General features: G+C 61.7%; 20 protein-coding genes and 1 pseudogene. 18 read left to right on the top strand and 3 right to left on the bottom strand.

Features of this window, described 5'->3' with window-relative positions:
- Positions 1-134: 134 nt before the first annotated feature.
- Both FX982_RS09430 and rpmE read right to left on the bottom strand, forming a co-directional pair.
- The gene (locus FX982_RS09430) at positions 135-938 is read right to left on the bottom strand and encodes a thermonuclease family protein (RefSeq protein ID WP_172610439.1); all 804 of its coding nucleotides are present in this window, start codon (positions 936-938) and stop codon (positions 135-137) included.
- A 23-nt stretch (positions 939-961) separates the two neighbouring features.
- A complete protein-coding gene (gene rpmE / locus FX982_RS09425) occupies positions 962-1,192 on the bottom strand; it encodes a 50S ribosomal protein L31 (RefSeq protein WP_122533935.1) in 231 nt (76 codons plus the stop codon).
- Positions 1,193-1,360: 168 nt separating this feature from the next.
- Here rpmE and FX982_RS09420 point away from each other — a divergent pair, with 168 nt between their 5' ends.
- From FX982_RS09420 to FX982_RS09395, 6 genes are all read left to right on the top strand, one after another.
- Complete coding sequence (locus FX982_RS09420) at positions 1,361-3,580, top strand: primosomal protein N' (protein ID WP_172610438.1); 2,220 nt, start codon at positions 1,361-1,363, stop codon at positions 3,578-3,580.
- A gap of 120 nt (positions 3,581-3,700) precedes the next feature.
- Positions 3,701-5,446 (top strand): arginine--tRNA ligase, encoded by a 1,746-nt coding sequence (gene argS / locus FX982_RS09415; protein WP_172610437.1) that lies wholly within the window; start codon positions 3,701-3,703, stop codon positions 5,444-5,446.
- Position 5,447: 1 nt separating this feature from the next.
- Positions 5,448-6,137, top strand: coding sequence for an SPOR domain-containing protein (locus tag FX982_RS09410; protein WP_172610436.1), 690 nt, complete (start codon positions 5,448-5,450; stop codon positions 6,135-6,137).
- Positions 6,138-6,413: 276 nt separating this feature from the next.
- Positions 6,414-6,944: an ATP-dependent protease subunit HslV gene (hslV, locus tag FX982_RS09405; RefSeq protein ID WP_065986638.1), complete on the top strand. Its 531-nt coding sequence runs from the start codon at positions 6,414-6,416 to the stop codon at positions 6,942-6,944.
- Positions 6,945-7,013: 69 nt separating this feature from the next.
- The gene (gene hslU, locus FX982_RS09400; protein WP_122533939.1) at positions 7,014-8,351 is read left to right on the top strand and encodes an ATP-dependent protease ATPase subunit HslU; all 1,338 of its coding nucleotides are present in this window, start codon (positions 7,014-7,016) and stop codon (positions 8,349-8,351) included.
- 120 nt (positions 8,352-8,471) lie between these two features.
- On the top strand, positions 8,472-8,849 hold the full coding sequence (locus tag FX982_RS09395; protein WP_074890794.1) for a gamma-butyrobetaine hydroxylase-like domain-containing protein: 378 nt from the start codon (positions 8,472-8,474) through the stop codon (positions 8,847-8,849).
- A 15-nt stretch (positions 8,850-8,864) separates the two neighbouring features.
- Here the strand turns inward: FX982_RS09395 and FX982_RS09390 are convergent, their stop codons facing one another.
- Positions 8,865-9,143, bottom strand: coding sequence for a polyhydroxyalkanoic acid system family protein (locus FX982_RS09390; protein ID WP_065986644.1), 279 nt, complete (start codon positions 9,141-9,143; stop codon positions 8,865-8,867).
- A gap of 141 nt (positions 9,144-9,284) precedes the next feature.
- On the opposite strand from FX982_RS09390, the gene ubiE reads away from it, so the two are divergent.
- The 12 genes and pseudogenes from ubiE (at position 9,285) to FX982_RS24750 (ending at position 19,854) form a co-directional block, all read left to right on the top strand.
- Positions 9,285-10,055: a bifunctional demethylmenaquinone methyltransferase/2-methoxy-6-polyprenyl-1,4-benzoquinol methylase UbiE gene (gene ubiE / locus FX982_RS09385; RefSeq protein ID WP_122534362.1), complete on the top strand. Its 771-nt coding sequence runs from the start codon at positions 9,285-9,287 to the stop codon at positions 10,053-10,055.
- Positions 10,055-10,678 carry a ubiquinone biosynthesis accessory factor UbiJ gene (locus tag FX982_RS09380; RefSeq protein WP_172610435.1) on the top strand — a complete coding sequence of 208 codons (624 nt, stop codon included), beginning with the start codon at positions 10,055-10,057 and terminating at the stop codon, positions 10,676-10,678. Before ubiE ends, FX982_RS09380 begins: the two co-directional genes overlap by 1 nt.
- Positions 10,675-12,294 (top strand): ubiquinone biosynthesis regulatory protein kinase UbiB, encoded by a 1,620-nt coding sequence (gene ubiB, locus FX982_RS09375; protein WP_172610434.1) that lies wholly within the window; start codon positions 10,675-10,677, stop codon positions 12,292-12,294. Before FX982_RS09380 ends, ubiB begins: the two co-directional genes overlap by 4 nt.
- A gap of 56 nt (positions 12,295-12,350) precedes the next feature.
- Positions 12,351-12,743, top strand: coding sequence for a phosphoribosyl-AMP cyclohydrolase (gene hisI, locus FX982_RS09370; RefSeq protein ID WP_122533944.1), 393 nt, complete (start codon positions 12,351-12,353; stop codon positions 12,741-12,743).
- A 2-nt stretch (positions 12,744-12,745) separates the two neighbouring features.
- Complete coding sequence (locus FX982_RS09365) at positions 12,746-13,078, top strand: phosphoribosyl-ATP diphosphatase (protein ID WP_065986654.1); 333 nt, start codon at positions 12,746-12,748, stop codon at positions 13,076-13,078.
- A gap of 42 nt (positions 13,079-13,120) precedes the next feature.
- Entirely contained in the window at positions 13,121-13,405 is a 285-nt protein-coding gene (locus FX982_RS09360; protein WP_122533945.1) for a twin-arginine translocase TatA/TatE family subunit, read from the top strand.
- Positions 13,406-13,415: 10 nt separating this feature from the next.
- Positions 13,416-13,991, top strand: coding sequence for a Sec-independent protein translocase protein TatB (gene tatB / locus FX982_RS24760; RefSeq protein ID WP_122533946.1), 576 nt, complete (start codon positions 13,416-13,418; stop codon positions 13,989-13,991).
- Positions 13,988-14,782, top strand: a complete 795-nt coding sequence (gene tatC / locus FX982_RS09350; RefSeq protein ID WP_172610433.1) for a twin-arginine translocase subunit TatC — start codon at positions 13,988-13,990, stop codon at positions 14,780-14,782. The genes tatB and tatC overlap by 4 nt, the downstream gene beginning before the upstream one ends.
- The gene (locus tag FX982_RS09345) at positions 14,779-15,486 is read left to right on the top strand and encodes a 16S rRNA (uracil(1498)-N(3))-methyltransferase (RefSeq protein WP_172610432.1); all 708 of its coding nucleotides are present in this window, start codon (positions 14,779-14,781) and stop codon (positions 15,484-15,486) included. The genes tatC and FX982_RS09345 overlap by 4 nt, the downstream gene beginning before the upstream one ends.
- A 324-nt stretch (positions 15,487-15,810) precedes the next feature.
- Complete coding sequence (locus FX982_RS09340) at positions 15,811-17,727, top strand: methyl-accepting chemotaxis protein (RefSeq protein ID WP_172610431.1); 1,917 nt, start codon at positions 15,811-15,813, stop codon at positions 17,725-17,727.
- Positions 17,728-17,910: 183 nt separating this feature from the next.
- Positions 17,911-18,948, top strand: a pseudogene (locus tag FX982_RS24755) (methyl-accepting chemotaxis protein); the annotation flags it as partial.
- 9 nt (positions 18,949-18,957) lie between these two features.
- On the top strand, positions 18,958-19,854 hold the full coding sequence (locus FX982_RS24750; RefSeq protein ID WP_438826319.1) for a methyl-accepting chemotaxis protein: 897 nt from the start codon (positions 18,958-18,960) through the stop codon (positions 19,852-19,854).
- Positions 19,855-20,019 lie beyond the last annotated feature (165 nt).

The following is a 20,019-nucleotide window of genomic DNA, read 5'->3' as shown; positions in this document are numbered from 1 at the left end:
CATACGCAAGTCATAAAGTCCTAACAAGACTGGCGGGTCACCTGTGTCAAGAGGCCGCATCTACGACTTTCAGCGTAGAGCTGCAAGAAACAAGGCCTCCAGCGGCGACAATCCACGCCAAATATGTCTACAATTTATTTATTTAATGTATCCAACATTGCAGGGTGAGTAATCGACATCATCCAGCGCGGTTGGCCTGATTTCAGACCGCCCCGACGCGAACGATCAACCACCCAGCCACGGGCTTCGATTCGCTGACCCTTCAAGCGCTGCAGCGCGGCAGTGTCGAACTGGCCGAGCAGCTTGGGCGCAATGCGCAACACCAGCGCGTCGCCGATTTCGATCCACAGACCACCGCCATTGCGCTGCACGCTGGTCACGCGCCCACTGACCAACGCGAACCCGCCGGCGTTGATCTGCGCCGCCGGCTGAACCGGCGAATTGCGCCACAAGCCAAGGCCCGCCTGACGAGCCGACTTCTCGGCAGCCTGCTGACAGCTCACCAGCGCAACGTTTGGTGCGACCGCAACCAGATAGCCAAGGCCTTCCGCCAGCAGTTGCGCTTCAAGGTTGGCGCCATCGTGGCCATAGACGTTGGCGAGGGTGCGACCGTAGTGATCGGTCGGCTCTTCACCGACGCGCAGCCTGACCTGCCCGCCACTGGCATCCACCAACGCCTGCAATCGACGCTTGGCCGCTTCGGCAAACGGCTGGGCGGACTGACCCTTTTTGCCGGTTTCTGGCGTATTCAGGCCAATCATGCGAACGCTGCGACCATCGCTCAGGCGCACCGTGTCGCCATCCACCACTCGCTGTACCTGAACCAGAGGCAGAGACGGCGGCGCAGGGCACAAGGCCTGAGCCGTCGAAAGCCAAATCGCGGACATAAAAAAGGCGCCCGCGAGGGACGCCTTCTTAAGCAGCCTGGAGAAACCCATCGGCGACTCCAGAACGGCCAACCTTACTCTGCAGCAGGAGCTTTGGTAGGACCGAATGCACCGAAACGCGACTTGAACTTGTCGACACGACCGCCGACGTCCAGAGTTTTTTGCTTGCCGGTGTAGAACGGGTGGCACTCGTTGCACACGTCCAGGCTCAGAGGCTTGGCCAGTGTGGAACGGGTTTTGATGACATTGCCGCAGCTGCAGGTTGCGTCAATGGCTTCGTAAACTGGATGGATATCAGCTTTCATGGGTATTTCCTCAGGCTATCGTGCCGCCACCCAACACTATTGTTGAATACCGCACGGAATTAGGCCGCGCATATTAACAGACAACGCCAATCACGCAAGGGAACGTTCACGCCGGTCGTCTGCTAAGATCGCGCCCTTCGTCATACTCCGTAACAGGAAATCCCCCGCGTGCCCGACGCCATCTTGCGCCTCGCCCTGCCCTCGCCGCTGCGTCGCCTGTTCGACTACCTTGCCCCCGCAGGTGTGGCGCGCAGTGCGTTGCAACCGGGGATGCGCCTGCGCGTGCCGTTCGGTCGTCGGGAAATGATTGGCGTGCTGGTGGAAGTCGTCGATCACAGTGACGTGCCGGCCGACAAGCTCAAGCCGGCCATTGCCGTGCTGGATGCCGAACCGCCGCTGCCGCCCGCACTGTTCAAGCTGTGCCTGTGGACGGCCCAGTATTACCAGCACAGCCTGGGCGACACCCTGAGTTGGGCGTTGCCGGTGTTGCTGCGTCAGGGCGAACCGGCGGAAGCGCGGCAGGAGCGGTTCTGGCACGCAGCCCCGGACGCGAGCGTCGATGACCCGCGCATCGCCCGGGCGCCTAAACAAAAGGAAGCGCTGCGCACGCTGGCCCAGCACCCCCATGGCGTGGCTCACCAGTTGCTGAGCAAGCTGATGCTCAACCGGGACAGCCTGAATCTGTTGCTCGCCAAAGGACTGGTGACCGTCGAGGTGCGCGGTCATGGGCCGGTTGAGCGACACGAGCACTGGCTGGCGCAGCCGGAATTGCCGCTCAACATCGAGCAACGGGCTGCCTATGAAGCCATTCGGTCGGGTTTCGGCAGTTTCCACGCTTCACTGCTGGCGGGGGTCACCGGCAGCGGCAAGACCGAAGTGTATCTGCAGCTCATCCGCGAAACGCTGGAAGCGGGCAAGCAGGCGCTGGTGTTGATTCCGGAAATCAATTTGGGGCCGCAGACCCTCGCGCGCTTCGAGCAGCGTTTCAACGCGCGCATTGCGCTGCTGCATTCGGCGGTCAACGACCGCGACCGGCTGGACGCCTGGCTGGCAGCACGCGATGGCGAAGCCGACATCATCATCGGTACCCGTTCGGCGCTGTTCACCCCGATGAAAAACCCGGGGCTGATCATCATCGACGAGGAGCACGACGGCTCCTATAAACAGCAGGAGGGTCTGCGCTATCACGCCCGGGACCTGGCGCTGGTGAGGGCGCATCAGGAGGACATCCCGATCGTGCTCGGCTCAGCGACGCCTTCGCTGGAAAGCCTGCACAACGCCCACACCGGTCGGTATGCGCTCCTGCGTCTGAATCAGCGCGCGGGTGGCGCTCAGCAACCGCGCTTCCTGCGGCTGGATGTGAAAAGTCGCCCCCTCGACAGCGGCATTTCAGGCCCCATGCAGCAAGCCATCGGCCAGACCCTGGCGGCGGGCCAGCAAGTGCTGGTGTTCCTCAATCGACGCGGCTTTGCCCCTACGCTGCTGTGTCACGACTGTGGCTGGTTGTCGGAATGCCCCCGCTGCGACGCGCGCATGACCGTTCACCAGCGCTCGGGCGAGCTGCGCTGTCACCACTGCGGCCATGTCGAGCGGGTGCCGCGCAATTGCCCGGCGTGTGGCAAGGTCGATCTGCGCCCGGTGGGTGCAGGGACCGAACGAGCCGAGGAGCGGCTGGCGATTCTGTTTCCCGACTACCCGGTGCTGCGCGTCGATCGCGACAGTACCTCGCGCAAGGACGCGATGAATCAGCTGTTCGCAACCATACAGAAAGGGCAGCCGTGCATTCTGGTGGGCACACAGATGCTCGCCAAAGGGCATCACTTCCCGCGCGTGACGCTGGTGTCGATTCTCGATGCCGATGGCGGGTTGTTTTCCGGTGACTTCCGCGCCAGCGAGCGCATGGCGCAATTGATTGTGCAGGTCGCAGGCAGAGCCGGGCGCGCCGAAGAGCCGGGCAAGGTGATCATCCAAACCCACCTGGCCGACCATCCTTTATTGATTCAACTGACCGAACAGGGTTATTTCGCCTTTGCCGAGCAGGCGCTGAGTGAGCGTCGCGCCGCCGGGCTGCCGCCGTTCTCGCACTTGGCACTGCTGCGCGCCGAAGCGCACAAGCCGGGTCAGGCCGAGGGATTTCTCGACGAAGCCTGCACCGAAGCCGAGCGCCTGTTGAAGGACCTGGCCCTGGGCGGCATCGAGCTGTTGGGCCCGGTTCCGGCGCCGATGGAGCGACGCGCCGGACGCTATCGCGCTCAGTTGCTGGTCCAGGCCAACGCCCGCGCGCCGCTGCACAAGCTGCTCGCGACCTGGCTGCTGACACTGGAAAACATGCCCAGCGGGCGCCAGGTCAGATGGTCGCTGGACGTGGATCCGGTGGACCTTTATTGATTCGCATCGGTTGACCGCGCATCCAGCGCGGTTGGCAAGGTGGCCCCGGCCACGGATAATGCCCAGTTTTTCCACCCGCGCATCCAGGCGCGGCCGCGCTTGCGGTCGAAAGAGAGCACCATGAAAGACACCATTCGCCAGCTGATTCAACAAGCTCTGAGCCAACTCGTCACCGATGGCGTCTTGCCGGAAGGGCTGACGCCGGCGATTCAGGTGGAGAACGCCAAGGACAAGAAAAACGGCGACTTCGCCAGCAATATCGCCATGATGCTGGCCAAGCCTGCCGGCTTGAAACCACGCGATCTGGCCGAGAAAATCGTCGCCGCATTGCCCGCCGACGAGCAGATTACCCGGGTCGACATCGCCGGCCCCGGTTTCCTGAATTTTTTCCAGAACACCCAGGCCCTGGCTTCGCGCCTCGACGAAGCCCTCGCCGACGCGACCCTGTCCGTGCGCAAGAACGGCGCTGCTCAACGCGTTGTGGTTGACCTGTCCGCGCCGAACCTGGCGAAAGAGATGCACGTTGGCCATTTGCGTTCGACCATCATTGGCGACGGCGTGGCCAGCGTTCTTGAGTTCCTTGGCGACACCGTGATCCGTCAGAACCACGTCGGCGACTGGGGCACTCAGTTCGGCATGCTGCTGGCCTACCTGCAGGAAACCCCGGCGACCAGCGACGCGCTGGCTGACCTCGAAAACTTCTACCGCGCCGCCAAGGGCCGTTTCGACGAGTCGGAAGAATTCGCCGAGCGCGCTCGTGGCCTGGTGGTCAAGCTGCAAGCGGGCGACGCCGAATGCCTGAGCCTGTGGACGCGCTTCAAAGACATCTCCCTGTCCCACTGTCAGGAAGTGTACGAGCGCCTGAACGTCAAGCTCACGCCGAAGGACGTCATGGGCGAAAGTGCCTACAACGACGACCTCGCCAATGTGGTCGCTGATTTGAAAAAAGCCGGTCTGCTGGTCGAGAGCAACGGCGCGCAGTGTGTGTTTCTTGAAGAATTCAAAACCGCTGAAGGCACGCCGCTGCCGGTGATCGTACAAAAGGCCGGCGGCGGTTATCTCTATGCCACCACCGACCTCGCCGCCATTCGCTACCGCAGCAACGTACTGAAAGCCGATCGCGCGCTGTATTTCGTCGATCAGCGTCAGGCGCTGCACTTCCAGCAGGTCTTCGAAGTGGCGCGCCGCGCAGGCTTCGTTACCAACGGCATGCAGATGGAGCACATGGGCTTCGGCACCATGAACGGCGCCGATGGCCGTCCGTTCAAGACCCGCGATGGCGGCACGGTCAAGCTGGTCGATCTGCTCGACGAAGCTGAAGAACGCGCCTACACGCTGGTCAAAGAGAAAAACCCGGACGTCGCCGAAGACGAGTTGCGCTCGATCGCCAAGGCCGTGGGCATCAGCGCGGTGAAATACGCGGACCTGTCCAAGCATCGCGCCAGCGACTACAGCTTCAACTTCGACCAGATGCTCAGCTTCGAAGGCAACACTGCGCCTTATCTGCTGTACGCCTACACCCGTGTGGCCGGCGTATTCCGCAAGCTCGAAGAAAAGGGCGAAAGCTTCAACGCGAGCGAGGGCCGAATCATCCTGGACGCCGCCCAGGAGCAAGACCTGGCCGCGCGCCTGGCGCAGTTCGGCGAGACCGTGAACACCGTTGCCGACAAGGGCACACCTCACGTGCTCTGCGCGTATCTGTATGACCTCGCCGGCCTGTTCTCCAGTTTCTACGAGAACTGCCCGATCCTGGCGGCGGAAAACCCTGAACAACAGCAAAGCCGTCTGCGCCTCGCCGCCCTGACCGGTCGCACCCTCAAGCAAGGCCTGCAGTTGCTGGGTCTGGACACTCTGGAGCGTATGTAAGTTGGCCGTTAAAAAGAAACCTGCTCCCAAGCGCGGCGCCAGCCGGTATCAGGCACCCGCCAAGAAGCCGATTCCGGGCTGGGTGTGGATGGCGATCGGCCTGACCGTCGGCGCGTTCGTTGTTTTCCTGATGAAGCTCGAACCCGGCAGCGGCGACGACATCAAGCGCGTCAAGGCTGAAGCCAAGGCCGCGAAGATTGCCGAAGCAAACAAGACGCCACCCAGCCCGACCGCGCCGGTGAAGCCGAAATACGACTTCTACACGCTGTTGCCTGAGTCGGAAGTTATCGTGCCGAACGAAGCGGTGCCGGAGAAGACACCTCCGGTCGTTGCGCCAAGCACGCCGGTTACGCCTGAGGTGGCCGCGAAGATCGACACCGCTCGCGCCCAGGCGGCACTCAGTGGTTTGACCCCACCACCAGCACCTCCGGTGACCAAGCCGGCGGCGGTGACGACGTTCTTCCTGCAAGCCGGCTCGTTCCGCAAACAGGCCGACGCCGAGAAAGTGCGCGCGCAGATCATTCTGCTGGGCCAAACGTCGACCGTGGAATCGGGCACGGTGAAGGATGAAACCTGGTACCGCGTGCTGGTCGGCCCGTTCAGCAACCGCGAACAGCTGACCATCGCGCAGAAGCAACTGGCGGGCGGCGGCTTCAGCAACCTGCTGCTGCAACAGCGTCAGGCTCGCTAGGGCACTGCCACCCACCGCAGGACCAACGATCGGTCGCGCTACAGGCGGGGACGATCAGCTGTAGGAGTGAGCTTGCTCGCGATGACATTGGCACATCCAACATAATGGTTGCCTGATTCACCGCAATCGCGAGCAAGCTCACTCCTACACAAAGTTGAAGCAACCTTACCCACCGCCTTTCATCCCTCAACCCACTCAACGGTTGAAATACCCGCCCCCACCCCCATATGAGTTTCCATCAGGGCATTTTCGCCCCGCAGCGTGGAGACTCTCCCCTTGACCACCATCGTTTCAGTGCGCCGCCAAGGCAAAGTCGTCATGGCCGGTGACGGCCAGGTTTCTCTGGGCAATACCGTCATGAAAGGCAACGCCAAGAAAGTCCGGCGCCTTTACCACGGCCAGGTCATTGCCGGCTTCGCAGGCGCCACCGCTGACGCCTTCACCCTGTTCGAACGCTTCGAAGCCCAGCTGGAAAAACACCAGGGTCACCTCATTCGCGCCGCCGTAGAGCTGGCGAAAGAATGGCGTACCGACCGCTCTCTGAGCCGCCTTGAAGCTATGCTGGCCGTTGCCAACAAAGACGCTTCGCTGATCATTACCGGTAACGGCGACGTCGTTGAGCCCGAAGATGGCCTGATCGCCATGGGTTCCGGCGGCGCCTTTGCCCAGGCTGCGGCCCGCGCACTGCTGCTGAAGACCGAACTCTCCGCCCGTGAAATCGCCGAAACCGCTCTGCACATTGCCGGCGACATCTGCGTCTTCACCAACCACAACATCACCATTGAGGAGCAGGACCTCGCCGAGTAAGCCTGAGGTGCTGGCCGCCATTCATCGCGGCCTGCCCGACTTGCCATCTGCCGAGGACCGTTGAAAACCATGTCCATGACTCCCCGTGAAATCGTCCACGAACTCAATCGCCATATCATCGGCCAGGACGATGCCAAACGCGCCGTCGCCATCGCGCTGCGTAATCGCTGGCGCCGGATGCAGCTCCCTGAAGAGCTGCGCGTTGAAGTCACTCCCAAGAACATCCTGATGATCGGCCCGACCGGCGTCGGTAAAACCGAAATCGCCCGTCGTCTGGCCAAGCTCGCCAACGCGCCGTTCATCAAGGTTGAAGCAACCAAGTTCACCGAAGTCGGCTACGTCGGTCGCGACGTCGAGTCGATCATCCGTGATCTGGCCGACGCTGCCATGAAGCTGCTGCGCGAGCAGGAAATCACCAAGGTTCGCCACCGCGCCGAAGACGCCGCCGAAGACCGCATTCTCGACGCCCTGCTGCCACCGGCACGCGCGGGCTTCAACGAAGACGCGACGTCGGGCAGCGATTCCAACACCCGCCAGCTGTTCCGCAAGCGCCTGCGCGAAGGCCAGCTGGACGATAAGGAAATCGAGATCGAGGTCGCTGAAATGGGCGGCGTCGACATTTCCGCGCCGCCGGGCATGGAAGAGATGACCAACCAGCTGCAAAGCCTGTTTGCCAATATGGGCAAGGGCAAGAAGAAGAGCCGCAAGCTGAAAGTCAAAGACGCGCTGAAGATGGTTCGCGACGAAGAAGCGGGCCGTCTGGTCAACGACGAAGAGCTGAAAGCCAAAGCGCTGGAAGCGGTTGAGCAGCATGGCATCGTGTTCATCGACGAGATCGACAAAGTGGCCAAGCGTGGCAATGTCGGCGGCGCCGATGTATCCCGCGAAGGCGTTCAGCGCGACCTGCTGCCGCTGATCGAAGGCTGCACCGTTAACACCAAGCTGGGCATGGTCAAAACCGATCACATCCTGTTCATCGCGTCTGGCGCGTTCCACCTGAGCAAGCCGAGCGATCTGGTGCCTGAGCTGCAGGGTCGTCTGCCGATCCGCGTCGAGCTCAAAGCGCTGAGCCCGCAGGATTTCGAACGCATCCTGACCGAGCCCCATGCGTCGCTGACCGAGCAATACCGCGAGCTGCTGAAGACCGAAGGCCTGAACATCGCGTTCCTGCCGGATGGCATCAAGCGTCTGGCGGAGATCGCCTGGCAGGTCAACGAAAAGACCGAGAACATCGGTGCGCGTCGCTTGCACACGCTGCTTGAGCGGTTGCTGGAGGAGGTTTCTTTCAGTGCCGGCGACCTGGCGGGCGCTCAGGACGGCGGGACGATTCAGATCGACGCTGAATACGTGAACAGCCATTTGGGTGAACTGGCGGAAGACGAAGATCTGTCGCGCTATATCCTTTAAAGCAGCTGCAAGCGGTTAGCTTCAAGCGGCAAGCAGATTTCACTGGCTGCACGAATCTGCTTCGCTTGGAGCTTGGAGCTTGTAGCTTGTAGCTTGTAGCTTGTAGCTGAGATTACCTCTATGACCCGCATCCCCACCGCTATCCAGCTGCACAAAGCCTCGAAAGTCCTCAGCCTGAAATACGGGCCGGATGAGGAATACCGCTTGCCAGCGGAATTTCTGCGTGTGCACTCGCCGTCGGCGGAGGTGCAGGGCCATGGCAATCCGATTCTGCAGTTCGGCAAGCTGGGGGTCGGGCTCACCAAGGTCGAGCCCGCCGGGCAGTACGCGCTGAAGCTGACCTTCGACGACGGTCATGACAGCGGGCTGTTTACCTGGGAATACCTGGAGCAACTGGCGCAACGCCAGGCGCAACTGTGGGAGGAGTACCTGGCCGAGCTCAAAGCCGCCGGCAAATCCCGCGACCCCTCCGAGCAAGTCATCAAACTGATGCTCTAGCCGTCGCTCCAGACGTCAGGCGGTCAGCACCTTGTCCAGTTGCCGTTCAACTTCCGACTGAATCGAACCGCTCATGGCGGAGAGGAAGAAGTTGAGATCGATATTCACCCGTACCCACTCATCTTCGACCGCGACAGTGCCCTTGGCGCCTTTGCCTTCCAGGGCCACGGTGTCACCTGTCCACTCGTGCTCGATGCCGTACTTGTCGGACAGCTTCTGCAGCATGATCTCAGCCTTCTCGCGGGCTTTTTCCTTTCCCAGCGTGTGCTGACGTTCCACGGTAATTCTGGCCACTGACGGGCTCCTGCTTCGGCTTAAATCGTCGGCGCACTATACCAGCGGCCAGAACCGAAGAAACTGTTGGCCGTGAGCCTTGTCAAGACAAAGCCAGCCTCGACGATTAGAATGGCGCCACTTTATTCCGGTGACAGCGATATGAATGATCCGCGCAAAGGCAGCGATGCCGAACCCATCACCCACTTCGGTTACAAAAACGTACCGGAAAGCCAAAAGGCCGAGAAAGTCGCCGAGGTATTTCACTCCGTAGCGGCCAAATATGACCTGATGAACGACGTCCTGTCCGGCGGCATGCATCGCCTCTGGAAGCGCTTCACCATCGAACTGTCCGGCGTTCGCAGCGGCAACCGCGTGCTCGACATCGCGGGCGGCACTGGCGACCTGGCGAAGAAGTTTTCCCATCTCGTCGGCCCGACCGGCGAAGTCGTACTGGCCGACATTAACGCTTCGATGCTCAAGGTCGGTCGTGACCGCCTGCTGGATCGTGGCGTGGCCGGCAACATCAAGTTCGTCCAGGCCGACGCTGAAAAGCTGCCGTTCCCTGACAACTACTTCGACTGCGTGACCATCGCCTTCGGCCTGCGCAACGTGACGCACAAGGAAGACGCCATCCGCTCCATGCTGCGCGTGCTCAAGCCGGGTGGTCGTTTGCTGGTGCTGGAATTCTCCAAGCCCACCAGCAAAGTCATGTCCAAGATCTACGACGCCTACTCGTTCGCCTTCATGCCGCTGGCCGGCAAGCTGATCACCAATGACTCCGAAAGCTACCGCTATCTGGCAGAGTCGATCCGCATGCACCCCGATCAGGAAACCCTGAAGTCAATGATGGTCCAGGCCGGTTTTGACCGCGTGACCTACCACAACATGACCTCCGGGATCGTCGCGCTGCACCGGGGCATCAAGCCCTGATGCTGATCAACGGCTTGCTCGCCAGTGCCGAGCACGGCATCAATCGCGTGCTGCGCATGGACAGCACCGCCCTGCCGCGCCTTGACCGGCTCAGCGGCAAGGTCATCGCGATCGAATGCACCAGCCCTGCGTTTCATCTGCACGTGCTGCCCAGTGACGACGGCCTGATGCTGGCGGCGAATTGGGAAGGCGGTGCTGATGTAACGCTGCGCGCCCCCGCTGCGAGCCTGATGCGCCTGGCGATGAGCAAAGACAAAAATGCCGTGCTGCACAGCCCGGAAGTCGAGCTGGATGGCGAAAGCGCCGTGTTGCTTGAGCTGGTGGGCGTGCTGCAGGATCTCGACCTCGACTGGGAGTACGAGCTGCAACGCTGGCTCGGCCCTGTCGCCGCGCCCCTGATCGGCGGGCAGTTGCGCAATAGTGCACGCTGGACCCGCGACGGCGCAGCCAGCCTCAGCCACAACCTGGCCGAATACCTGGCCGAAGAATCCCGCACGCTGGTCGGCAAACGCGAGGCCGAAGCCCGCTTCGCCGAACTGGATCAGACCAAACAAGACCTGGAACGCCTCGAAGCCCGCTTCGAGCGTCTGGCCCACTCCCTCAAATCCAGCGATAACGCATGAGCCTGCTTGCCGTCCGCCGCCTGTTTCGCATCCAGCGTGTCGTAATCCGTTACCGCCTCGATGACCTGTTGTTCGCCCTGCCCCTGCCTTGGTGGCTGCTGGCCGTGCGCTTCGTGCTGCCATGGCGCTGGCTGCCGCGGCGCAAAAACGAACTGAGCCGTGGCGCCCGTCTGCGACTGGCGTTGCAGGACCTGGGGCCGATTTTCATCAAATTCGGGCAGTTGCTGTCCACCCGACGCGATCTGCTGCCTGAAGACGTCGCCGACGAGCTGATGATGCTGCAGGACCGAGTGCCGCCGTTCGACTCCGCCAAAGCCGTCGCGCTGATCGAATCGCAGCTGGGCGCGAAGATCAGCGAAGTCTTCAGCCGCTTCGACGTCGCCCCGCTGGCTTCGGCGTCTGTCGCTCAAGTCCACGCCGCGCGTCTGAAAACAGGCGAAGAAGTCGTAGTCAAAGTGGTGCGGCCGGGCTTGAAGCCGATCATCGGTTCTGACCTTGCGTGGCTGTTCATTCTGGCGAAGATCGCCGAGCGGGTATCCGCTGACGCGCGACTGCTGCACCCGGTGGACGTGGTCGCCGATTACGAAAAAACCATTTACGACGAACTCGACCTGTTGCGCGAAGCGGCCAACTCCAGCCAGCTGCGCCGCAACTTCGAAGGCTCGACCATGCTGTACGTGCCGCAGGTCTATTGGGACTGGTGCCGGCCGAAGGTGTTGGTCATGGAGCGCATTTACGGTGTGCAAGTGACCGATCTGGCGACCCTCGCCGATCAGCGCACCGACATGAAGAAGCTGGCCGAGCGCGGTGTCGAGCTGTTCTTCACTCAAGTCTTCCGCGACAGTTTTTTCCACGCCGACATGCACCCCGGCAATATTTTCGTCAGCACGGTCACACCGTGGGATCCGCAGTACATCGCCATCGACTGCGGCATTGTCGGCAGCCTGACGCCTGAGGATCAGGACTATCTGGCACGCAACCTGTTTGCCTTCTTCAAGCGCGACTACCGCCGTGTGGCTCAGCTGCACATCGACTCGGGCTGGGTGCCGGCCGAAACCAAGCTGAATGAATTCGAAGCGGCCATCCGCACGGTGTGCGAGCCGATCTTCGAGAAGCCCCTGAAGGACATTTCCTTCGGGCAGGTGCTGATGCGCCTGTTCCAGACCGCCCGCCGCTTCAACATGGAAGTGCAGCCGCAACTGGTGCTGCTGCAAAAAACGCTGCTTAACATCGAAGGCCTCGGCCGTCAGCTGTACCCGGAGCTGGATCTCTGGGCGACCGCGCAGCCGTTCCTTGAACGCTGGATGCGCGAGCGCGTCAGCCCGAAAACCCTGCTCGGCAATCTGCAGTCCCAGGTCGAACAGATTCCGCATCTGGCCAACATGACCCGGGATTTGCTCGAGCGTCTGTCGCAGCCCCATCGTCATGATCCGCCCCCGCCCTATCGGCGCGATGGCGATCACTGGGCCCTTCGCCTGCTCGGCGCAGGCCTGCTGGCTGGCGGCGTACTGTTGGCGATCACCCATACCCAGACCGGCGCAGCGCTGAACAGCCTGAGCGCCTGGCCTGCCTTGTTGATGCTGGCGGCAGGCGTCTATCTGGTCGTTCGCCGATAGCCATCGGCGCAAGCCGCTGGCACACTAACCCTCCCCTGGAACGGCCGGAGCCGATGATGAAAGACTGGCTGGACGAGATTAAGTGGGACAAGGACGGTCTGGTACCCGCCATCGCGCAGGACCACAAGACCGGTCGCGTGCTGATGATGGCCTGGATGAACCGCGAAGCCTTGAGCCTGACTGCCAGCGAACAGCGCGCTATCTATTGGTCACGTTCGCGTGGCAAGTTGTGGCGAAAGGGCGAAGAATCGGGCCACGTGCAGAAGCTTCATGAACTGCGCCTGGACTGTGATGCCGACGTCATTATCCTGATGGTCGAGCAAATCGGCGGCATCGCTTGCCATACCGGCCGCGAGAGCTGCTTCTACCGCGTCTACGACGACGCAGCCTGGAAGACCGTGGACCCGGTGCTCAAAGACCCGGATGCCATTTACCAAGCAGGACACTGAACATGACTGATACCTTGTCACGCCTTGCCGAGGTGCTTGAATCACGCAAAGGCGCGGCTGCCGACTCGTCTTACGTCGCCAGCCTCTACCACAAGGGACTGAACAAGATTCTGGAGAAGGTCGGCGAAGAGTCGGTCGAAACCATAATCGCTGCCAAGGACGCTGCCATCAGCGGTGACTGCAGTGATGTCGTCTACGAAACCGCCGATTTATGGTTCCACAGCATGGTGATGCTTGCCCAACTGGGTCAACACCCGCAAGCCGTGCTGGATGAGCTGGACCGCCGCTTCGGCCTGTCCGGCCACGCCGAGAAAGCGTCGCGCTCGGCGGAATAAACACCTGGGCTGCGGCCCGAAATTTCTTGTGAGGAACGCGTCATGGGCATTTTTGACTGGAAACACTGGATCGTCATTCTTGTGGTTGTCGTGCTGGTCTTCGGCACCAAGAAACTCAAGAACCTGGGGACCGACGTGGGTGAGTCGATCAAGGGCTTTCGCAAAGCCATGAATGATGACGACAAGCACCCTGAAGAGCCAACCGTGACGCCGCCGGTTCAGCCACAGCCGACCGCGCAGCCTGTCCCTCCGACTCAGCCGCTGCACCAGCCGCACACCATCGACGCTCAAGCGCAACGAGTCGAAGACCCCCTCCGCAAAGACTAGGTCGTGACGCATGTTTGGTATCAGCTTTTCTGAACTGCTGCTGGTCGGCCTCGTTGCCCTGCTGGTATTGGGCCCCGAGCGTTTGCCAGGCGCAGCACGGACGGCCGGTCTCTGGATCGGCCGCCTGAAACGCAGCTTCAATGCGATCAAACAGGAAGTTGAGCGCGAAATCGGCGCTGACGAGATTCGGCGTCAGTTGCACAACGAGCACATTCTTTCGCTGGAAGAAGAGGCTCGAAAAATCATGCAGCCGCAGCAGCCGCCAGCGGCGCCGGTAGCCCCTGCGACACCGGCGCCGACTGAGCCCGCCGCCGAAACGCCTGTTTCGCCGGCACCTGCATCGACAACGCCACCCTCGGCGCCGGTCATGGGTGCGGCCTCACCGGCCCAGAGCGCCGACATTGGCCCGGCCGCCCCGGCTGAAAGCGCGTCGGTCACGCCGCCGCCCGTTCATGTCGAGCCTGCTGCACCTTCGCCTGTCGGGCCGGGATCTGCACCCGCACCTGCGCCGGTCACCACCCCTGCGACCGCGGTGCAAAGTGCGCCTTCTGCCAACGATTCGTCACTGCCACCACGAGCCCCATGAGCGAAATCCCGGAAAACGCCCAGCAAATGCCGCTGGTCTCGCACCTGACAGAACTGCGCTCACGCCTGCTGCGCTGCGTGCTGGCGATCTTCGTGATCTTCGGCGCGCTGTTCTACTTCACCCAGAAGATCTACACCTTCGTTTCAGCCCCGCTGCGCAAGTTTCTGCCTGACGGCGCCACGATGATCGCGACCGATGTGGCCTCGCCGTTCATCACGCCGTTCAAGCTGACGATGATGGTGGCGCTTTTCCTGGCAATGCCGGTGATTCTTTATCAGATCTGGGGCTTCATTGCGCCGGGCCTGTACAAGCATGAAAAGCGCGTGGCAGTGCCGCTGTTGATCTCCAGCATCATCCTGTTCTACGCCGGGATGGCGTTTGCCTACTTTCTGGTCTTCCCGTTGATCTTCCACTTCTTCGCCAGCGTCACCCCGGAAGGCGTGTCGATGATGACGGACATCGCCAGCTATCTGGACTTTGTCATGACGTTATTCCTGGCGTTTGGCGTCGCGTTCGAGATTCCGGTGGCGGTTGTGCTGCTGGTGTGGATCGGCATCGTCGACGTCAAATACCTGAAGAAGATTCGTCCATACGTGGTGATCGGCTGCTTCGTGGTCGGCATGATCCTCACCCCGCCGGACATCTTTTCGCAGACCCTGCTGGCAGTGCCGATGTGGCTGCTGTTTGAAATCGGCGTGCTGTGCAGTTCGATGATCACCAAGCGTGGCGATCATGAAGACGACGAAAAAGCCGAAGACGAACAGAGCCAACCGCCAGCGACCCAGCCGTGAACCTGCTGTTGCTTGAGGAAGCCGACTTCATCGCGGCTGACCGGGTGGTGCTGCGTGACCGGCGCCTCAAGCACATGCAGGAAGTGCATCGCAGCGAAGTGGGCGACAGCCTGCGGGTCGGCCGGGTGAACGGCCTGCTGGGGAGCGCCCGATTGCTGCGACTGGAGGCTCGGGAAGCCGAGCTTTCGGTGAGCTTCGAGCACGCGCCGCCCGCCAAACTCCCCTTGACGCTGATCCTCGCCCTGCCTCGCCCGAAAATGCTGCGCCGGGTGTTTCAGACGGTGGCGACGATGGGCGTGCCCCGGGTCATTCTGGTCAACAGTTACCGCGTCGAGAAAAGCTTCTGGCAGACACCCTTTCTGGAGGCTGCGGCGATACGCGAGCAGTTAATTCTCGGGCTGGAGCAGGCCCGAGACAGCGTGCTGCCGGAGATCGTCATCGAAAAACGCTTCAAGCCCTTCGTTGAAGACCGCCTTCCCGCTGTGGTTGAAGGAACGTTGGGATTGGTCGGTCATCCGGGTGATTTCCCGGCCTGCCCGCGCGCCGTTGAACAGCCTGTCACCCTGGCCATTGGTCCTGAAGGCGGCTGGATTCCCTACGAAGTTGATTTGCTGCACGCCTCCGGCCTGAACCCCGTCCAGTTGGGCGCGCGGATCCTGCGCGTCGAAACCGCCGTCACCGCACTGCTCGCCCGGTTGTTCTGACGGCTGGCGCTTGGTACCTGTTAGATCGCAAGCCTGCGCTTATCAAACATTCCGACACCGCTTTCCCTGCGGACGAAGGACCCGCGGGAGAGAGCTTGCTCGCGAAGGCTCACTTTCATTCACCTGAGAACGTTGCTGACTGTCCCGGCCTCTTCCTGAGCAGGCTCAGCCCCAAATGGGCATTGTTGGCGGTCTGAACTGCGTGGAGTCAGAACGACGGGCAATGTCCTTGCCCCAAGCCATCTCCCTCCCCACTCCACACTTCAGTTCGGCGCGCATCGGCCGATGCACAGGCGTCCATAACCACAATTCGCAGGAATCATCATGTCTCGCTGGTTTACCCAACGCCTTGGAAATATGAGCGTCAGCCTCAAACTGGGTATCGGTTTCGGCCTGGTGCTGTTGCTGACGCTGCTCATCACGGCGACGGGGTGGTCTAGCGTGAAGGCGGTGATCGAGCGCGGCGACAAGCTGGGGATGATCTCGCAGATCAGTGAGCGGACGATGGATCTGCGCACGGCACGCATGGTGTATGAAACTCAATACACCGCTGAAGCCGCGACGGCCGTCATGACCGCGCTGGACAAGCTCGACGCCGACCTGAAAACCGCGCAGAGCATGGTCAAAGGCGTCGGCGATCTCAAACTGATGGACGCTCAGGCTCAGGCCGCGGGCGAATACCGCCGCGCCTTTGGTGACATGACCAAAGCCATCCAGACCCGCGAAGCCAGCCGAGCCAATCTGGGAAATACGGCCGATGCCGCCGTGGATGTCGTCAAAAAGATCGAAGAAGCGTTGATCCAGCACGACAACATCCTGCAATTCAACAGCGCGGTGGATGTCAGCAAACAGATTCAGCAGGCACGCTTCCAGGTGCGCGGTTACACCTTCAGCGGCAAACCGGATTTCGAGAAGAACGCCACCGCCGCCATCGACGAAGCCATCGTCGGAGTGAACACGCTGGCCGGGGACGTTTCCTCCCAATACATCCCGCAGTTGCAAAAGGCCAACCTGGCGCTCAAAGGCTACCGCGACGCTGTCGGCCAGTACCGTGACGCACAACTGGTCAGCGTCCAGGCCCTGGCCAAAATGACCGAGCTGGGGCAGCAGTTGCTGGACAACAGCGAACAATTGAACAGTTCGCAAAACGCCAAGCGCGATGCAGACACCCGTCAGGCCCAATCGACTCTTGGCATCGCTACGGTAGTTGCCCTGATCCTCGGTGTTCTCGCCGCCTGGATCATTACACGACAAATCACGGTGCCGCTGGGCCAGACGCTTGTGGCGGTCGAGCGCGTGGCGTCCGGTGATCTGACCCACAACTTGAGCGTCGACCGCCGCGATGAGCTGGGTCAGTTGCAGGGCAGCATCCAGCGCATGACTGTGGAGCTTCGCCAGTTGATCAGCGGCATCGGCGAAGGCGTGACCCAGATCGCCAGCGCCGCCGAAGAGCTGTCGGCGGTCACCGAACAGACCAGCGCCGGCGTCAACAGCCAGAAGGTCGAGACCGATCAGGTGGCGACGGCCATGCACGAGATGACCGCTACGGTGCAGGAGGTGGCGCGTAACGCCGAAGAAGCGTCCGAGGCCGCCGTAGCCGCCGACCTGCAGGCCCGCGAAGGCGACAAAGTGGTCAACGAGGCCATCGCGCAGATTGAGCGGCTCGCGACCGAAGTGGGTCACTCCACCGAGGCGATGGCCGAACTCAAGCGCGAGAGCGACAAGATCGGCAGCGTCCTCGACGTGATCAAATCCGTCGCACAGCAAACCAACCTCCTCGCCCTGAACGCGGCTATTGAAGCCGCACGGGCTGGTGAGGCCGGGCGCGGTTTTGCCGTAGTCGCGGACGAAGTGCGCAGCCTGGCGCAGCGCACGCAGAAATCCACCGAAGAGATCGAAGAGCTGATTTCAGGCCTGCAGAACGGCACCCGGCAAGTGGCGACGATCATGGACAACAGCCGCGAGCTTACCGTCAGCAGCGTCGAGCTGACCCGCCGCGCCGGCACCTCCCTGGAAAGCATCACCCGCACCGTGTCTGCGATTCAATCCATGAACCAGCAGATCGCCGCTGCGGCCGAGGAGCAAAGCGCTACCGCCGAAGAGATCAACCGCAGCGTGCTCAACGTGCGCGATGTGTCGGAACAGACCTCGGCCGCCAGCGAGCAAACCGCCGCGTCGAGCGTCGAGCTGGCGCGTCTGGGCAGCCATCTCCAAGCGCTGGTGGGTCGCTTCCGGGTCTGATCCAGTGGCCTGATCCGCGTCCGCTTCAGTAACGGACTTGCCGGCAAAACCTCCAATCAGGGGCGGAATCTGTGACACGCGTCACCCCTTTCCGCCCCTCGGAAATCTCCTACGACCTGATCAGGTCACGCCTCCGCTTCCCCTGCCGATGCGCGTTTATCGCTCATCCGCAGGAGACGCATCATGCTGCAAGGCATCAATCGGGCGCTGGCCAATACCAGCGTCAAACTCAAACTCTCGCTGGGCTTCGGCCTGGTTCTGCTTCTGACCCTGGCCATTACGCTGACCGGATGGCATGGGCTCGACACCATGATCGAACGCTCGGAGTCATTGACCTCCATCGCTCAGCTTAATGCGATGACCAAGGACCTGCGCGCCGAGCGCATCGTCTTTCGGGTCGAAAACACCGCGGACAGCGCCTCGCGTGTCGTCGACCGCATCAACGAGATCGAAGCGCATCTGGTGGTGCTGCGCGCCGACGCGCCTCCTGCCGACATCCTCAAGTTGCTCAATGGGCAGAGCGACACTGTCAGAGCGCTCGAAGCCACGTTCGCCGATCTGGCGAAGCTGTTGAGCGCACGGGCAGATTCCCGCGCGCAACTTGCCCTTCTTTCTGAAGAGGCGATCAAGTCCATTGGCCTGGTGGAAAGCGAGGTCCTGAAAGCCGTTAGTCAGGAGCAGGACAGCAGCGAACGCCTCGGGGAGTTCACCAACATCCAGCAATTGCGCGGGCAGGTGCAAAATGCCCGTTACGAAGTCCAGGCGTACGTGTTCAGCGGTAAAGAGTCCTACGAAGTCGCGGCCATTACTGCCATCGACGAAGCATTGAAAGAGGTCGAGCAGATTGCCAGCGATCAGGCCGATGGCAATGTCAGTGAATTGCTCAATGCCCGTAAGACGCTGCTCAAGTACCGCGAGCACATGGGGCAATTCAAGGACCTCCAGGTCAAGGTTGAAGCCGCTCAGGAGTCCATGGAGGCGCTGGGCGAGAGCTTGCTCACTTCGACCGGCGAGATCACTGCGCTGCAAGGCCAGCGGCGTGATGCCGAAGCCACCCAATCGCGGCAGACACTCAGCGGCGTGGCCGGGCTGGCAATGCTGCTCGGCCTGCTCGCGGCCTGGTTGATCACCCAGCAGATCATCGCGCCCCTGCGGTTGACCTTGAGTGCCGCTGCGCGCATCGCCAAAGGTGATCTGAGTCAGGACCTGGAAATCGGCCGTCGCGACGAAATGGGCATGCTCCAGCGCAGCATGCAGGAGATGACCCTGAGCCTGCGCCAGCTCATCAGCGGCATCAGCGACGGCGTCACCCAGATTGCCAGTGCGGCAGAACAGTTGTCGGCCGTTACCGAGCAGACCAGCGTGGGCGTTAACAGCCAGAAAGACGAAACCGACTGCGTCGCCACGGCGATGAACCAGATGACCTCGACCGTCATGGAAGTGGCCCGAAATGCCGAAGAAGCCAGTGAGGCAGCGCGCCACGCCGATCAGCAGGCGCGGGACGGCGACAAGGTGGTCAACGACGCCATCGCGCAGATCGAGCGCCTCGCGGTGGAGGTCAATAACTCAACCGAAGCCATGGGCAAACTGAAGCTGGAGAGCGACAAGATCGGCGGGGTGCTCGACGTCATCAAGTCGGTGTCGCAGCAGACCAATCTGCTCGCCTTGAACGCCGCGATCGAAGCCGCCCGCGCAGGCGAAGCGGGACGCGGGTTTGCGGTCGTCGCCGACGAGGTTCGCGGCCTGGCTCAGCGCACCCAGGAATCCACCGAAGAAATCGAGGTGCTCATCGCAGCACTGCAGAGCGGCACGCAGCAAGTGGTGATGACGCTCGATGCCAGCCGAACCCTGACGGACAGCAGCGTCGAGTTGAGTCGCCAGGCTGGCAATGCGCTGGGACACATCACAAGCACGGTGTCGACGATTCAGACGATGAACCAGCAGATTGCTGCAGCGGGTGAGGAACAGAGCAGCGTGGCCGAGCAGATCAACCGCAGCGTGCTGAACGTGCGGGATGTGTCCGAGCAAACCGCGGCATCCAGTGAAGAGACCGCCGCCTCAAGCATCGAACTGGCGCGGCTTGGGGTGCAGCTGCAGGAGATGGTCGGGAAGTTTCGGGTGAGTTGATCCGAAACGCACTGCGACGTCGAGTTGTAGGACTGGCTTTAGCCGTGAATGTGTCTGAACTCACACCGCAGAATTAATAGCGCACGCACTGGCCCCTTCCCGGCTAAAGCCAGTCCTACAGGGGAAGCGCCAACACAGATTGCCCAAACAAAAATGCCGCCGGAG

The sequence above is a fragment of the Pseudomonas graminis genome, from assembly GCF_013201545.1.
Classification (GTDB): domain Bacteria; phylum Pseudomonadota; class Gammaproteobacteria; order Pseudomonadales; family Pseudomonadaceae; genus Aquipseudomonas.
The sequence above is the reverse complement of the archived record's forward strand: the minus strand, read 5'-3'. Positions and strand labels throughout refer to the sequence as shown.

Coding starts and splice junctions, on each gene's coding strand:
- FX982_RS09395 (WP_074890794.1), top strand. CDS start 8,472: ATGACCCGCATCCCCACCGCTATCCAGCTGCACAAAGCCTCGAAAGTC.
- hslU (WP_122533939.1), top strand. CDS start 7,014: ATGTCCATGACTCCCCGTGAAATCGTCCACGAACTCAATCGCCATATC.
- tatB (WP_122533946.1), top strand. CDS start 13,416: ATGTTTGGTATCAGCTTTTCTGAACTGCTGCTGGTCGGCCTCGTTGCC.
- rpmE (WP_122533935.1), bottom strand. CDS start 1,192: ATGAAAGCTGATATCCATCCAGTTTACGAAGCCATTGACGCAACCTGC.
- ubiE (WP_122534362.1), top strand. CDS start 9,285: ATGAATGATCCGCGCAAAGGCAGCGATGCCGAACCCATCACCCACTTC.
- tatC (WP_172610433.1), top strand. CDS start 13,988: ATGAGCGAAATCCCGGAAAACGCCCAGCAAATGCCGCTGGTCTCGCAC.
- argS (WP_172610437.1), top strand. CDS start 3,701: ATGAAAGACACCATTCGCCAGCTGATTCAACAAGCTCTGAGCCAACTC.
- FX982_RS09380 (WP_172610435.1), top strand. CDS start 10,055: ATGCTGATCAACGGCTTGCTCGCCAGTGCCGAGCACGGCATCAATCGC.
- FX982_RS24750 (WP_438826319.1), top strand. CDS start 18,958: ATGGGCATGCTCCAGCGCAGCATGCAGGAGATGACCCTGAGCCTGCGC.
- hisI (WP_122533944.1), top strand. CDS start 12,351: ATGAAAGACTGGCTGGACGAGATTAAGTGGGACAAGGACGGTCTGGTA.
- FX982_RS09365 (WP_065986654.1), top strand. CDS start 12,746: ATGACTGATACCTTGTCACGCCTTGCCGAGGTGCTTGAATCACGCAAA.
- FX982_RS09430 (WP_172610439.1), bottom strand. CDS start 938: ATGGGTTTCTCCAGGCTGCTTAAGAAGGCGTCCCTCGCGGGCGCCTTT.
- FX982_RS09340 (WP_172610431.1), top strand. CDS start 15,811: ATGTCTCGCTGGTTTACCCAACGCCTTGGAAATATGAGCGTCAGCCTC.
- ubiB (WP_172610434.1), top strand. CDS start 10,675: ATGAGCCTGCTTGCCGTCCGCCGCCTGTTTCGCATCCAGCGTGTCGTA.
- FX982_RS09360 (WP_122533945.1), top strand. CDS start 13,121: ATGGGCATTTTTGACTGGAAACACTGGATCGTCATTCTTGTGGTTGTC.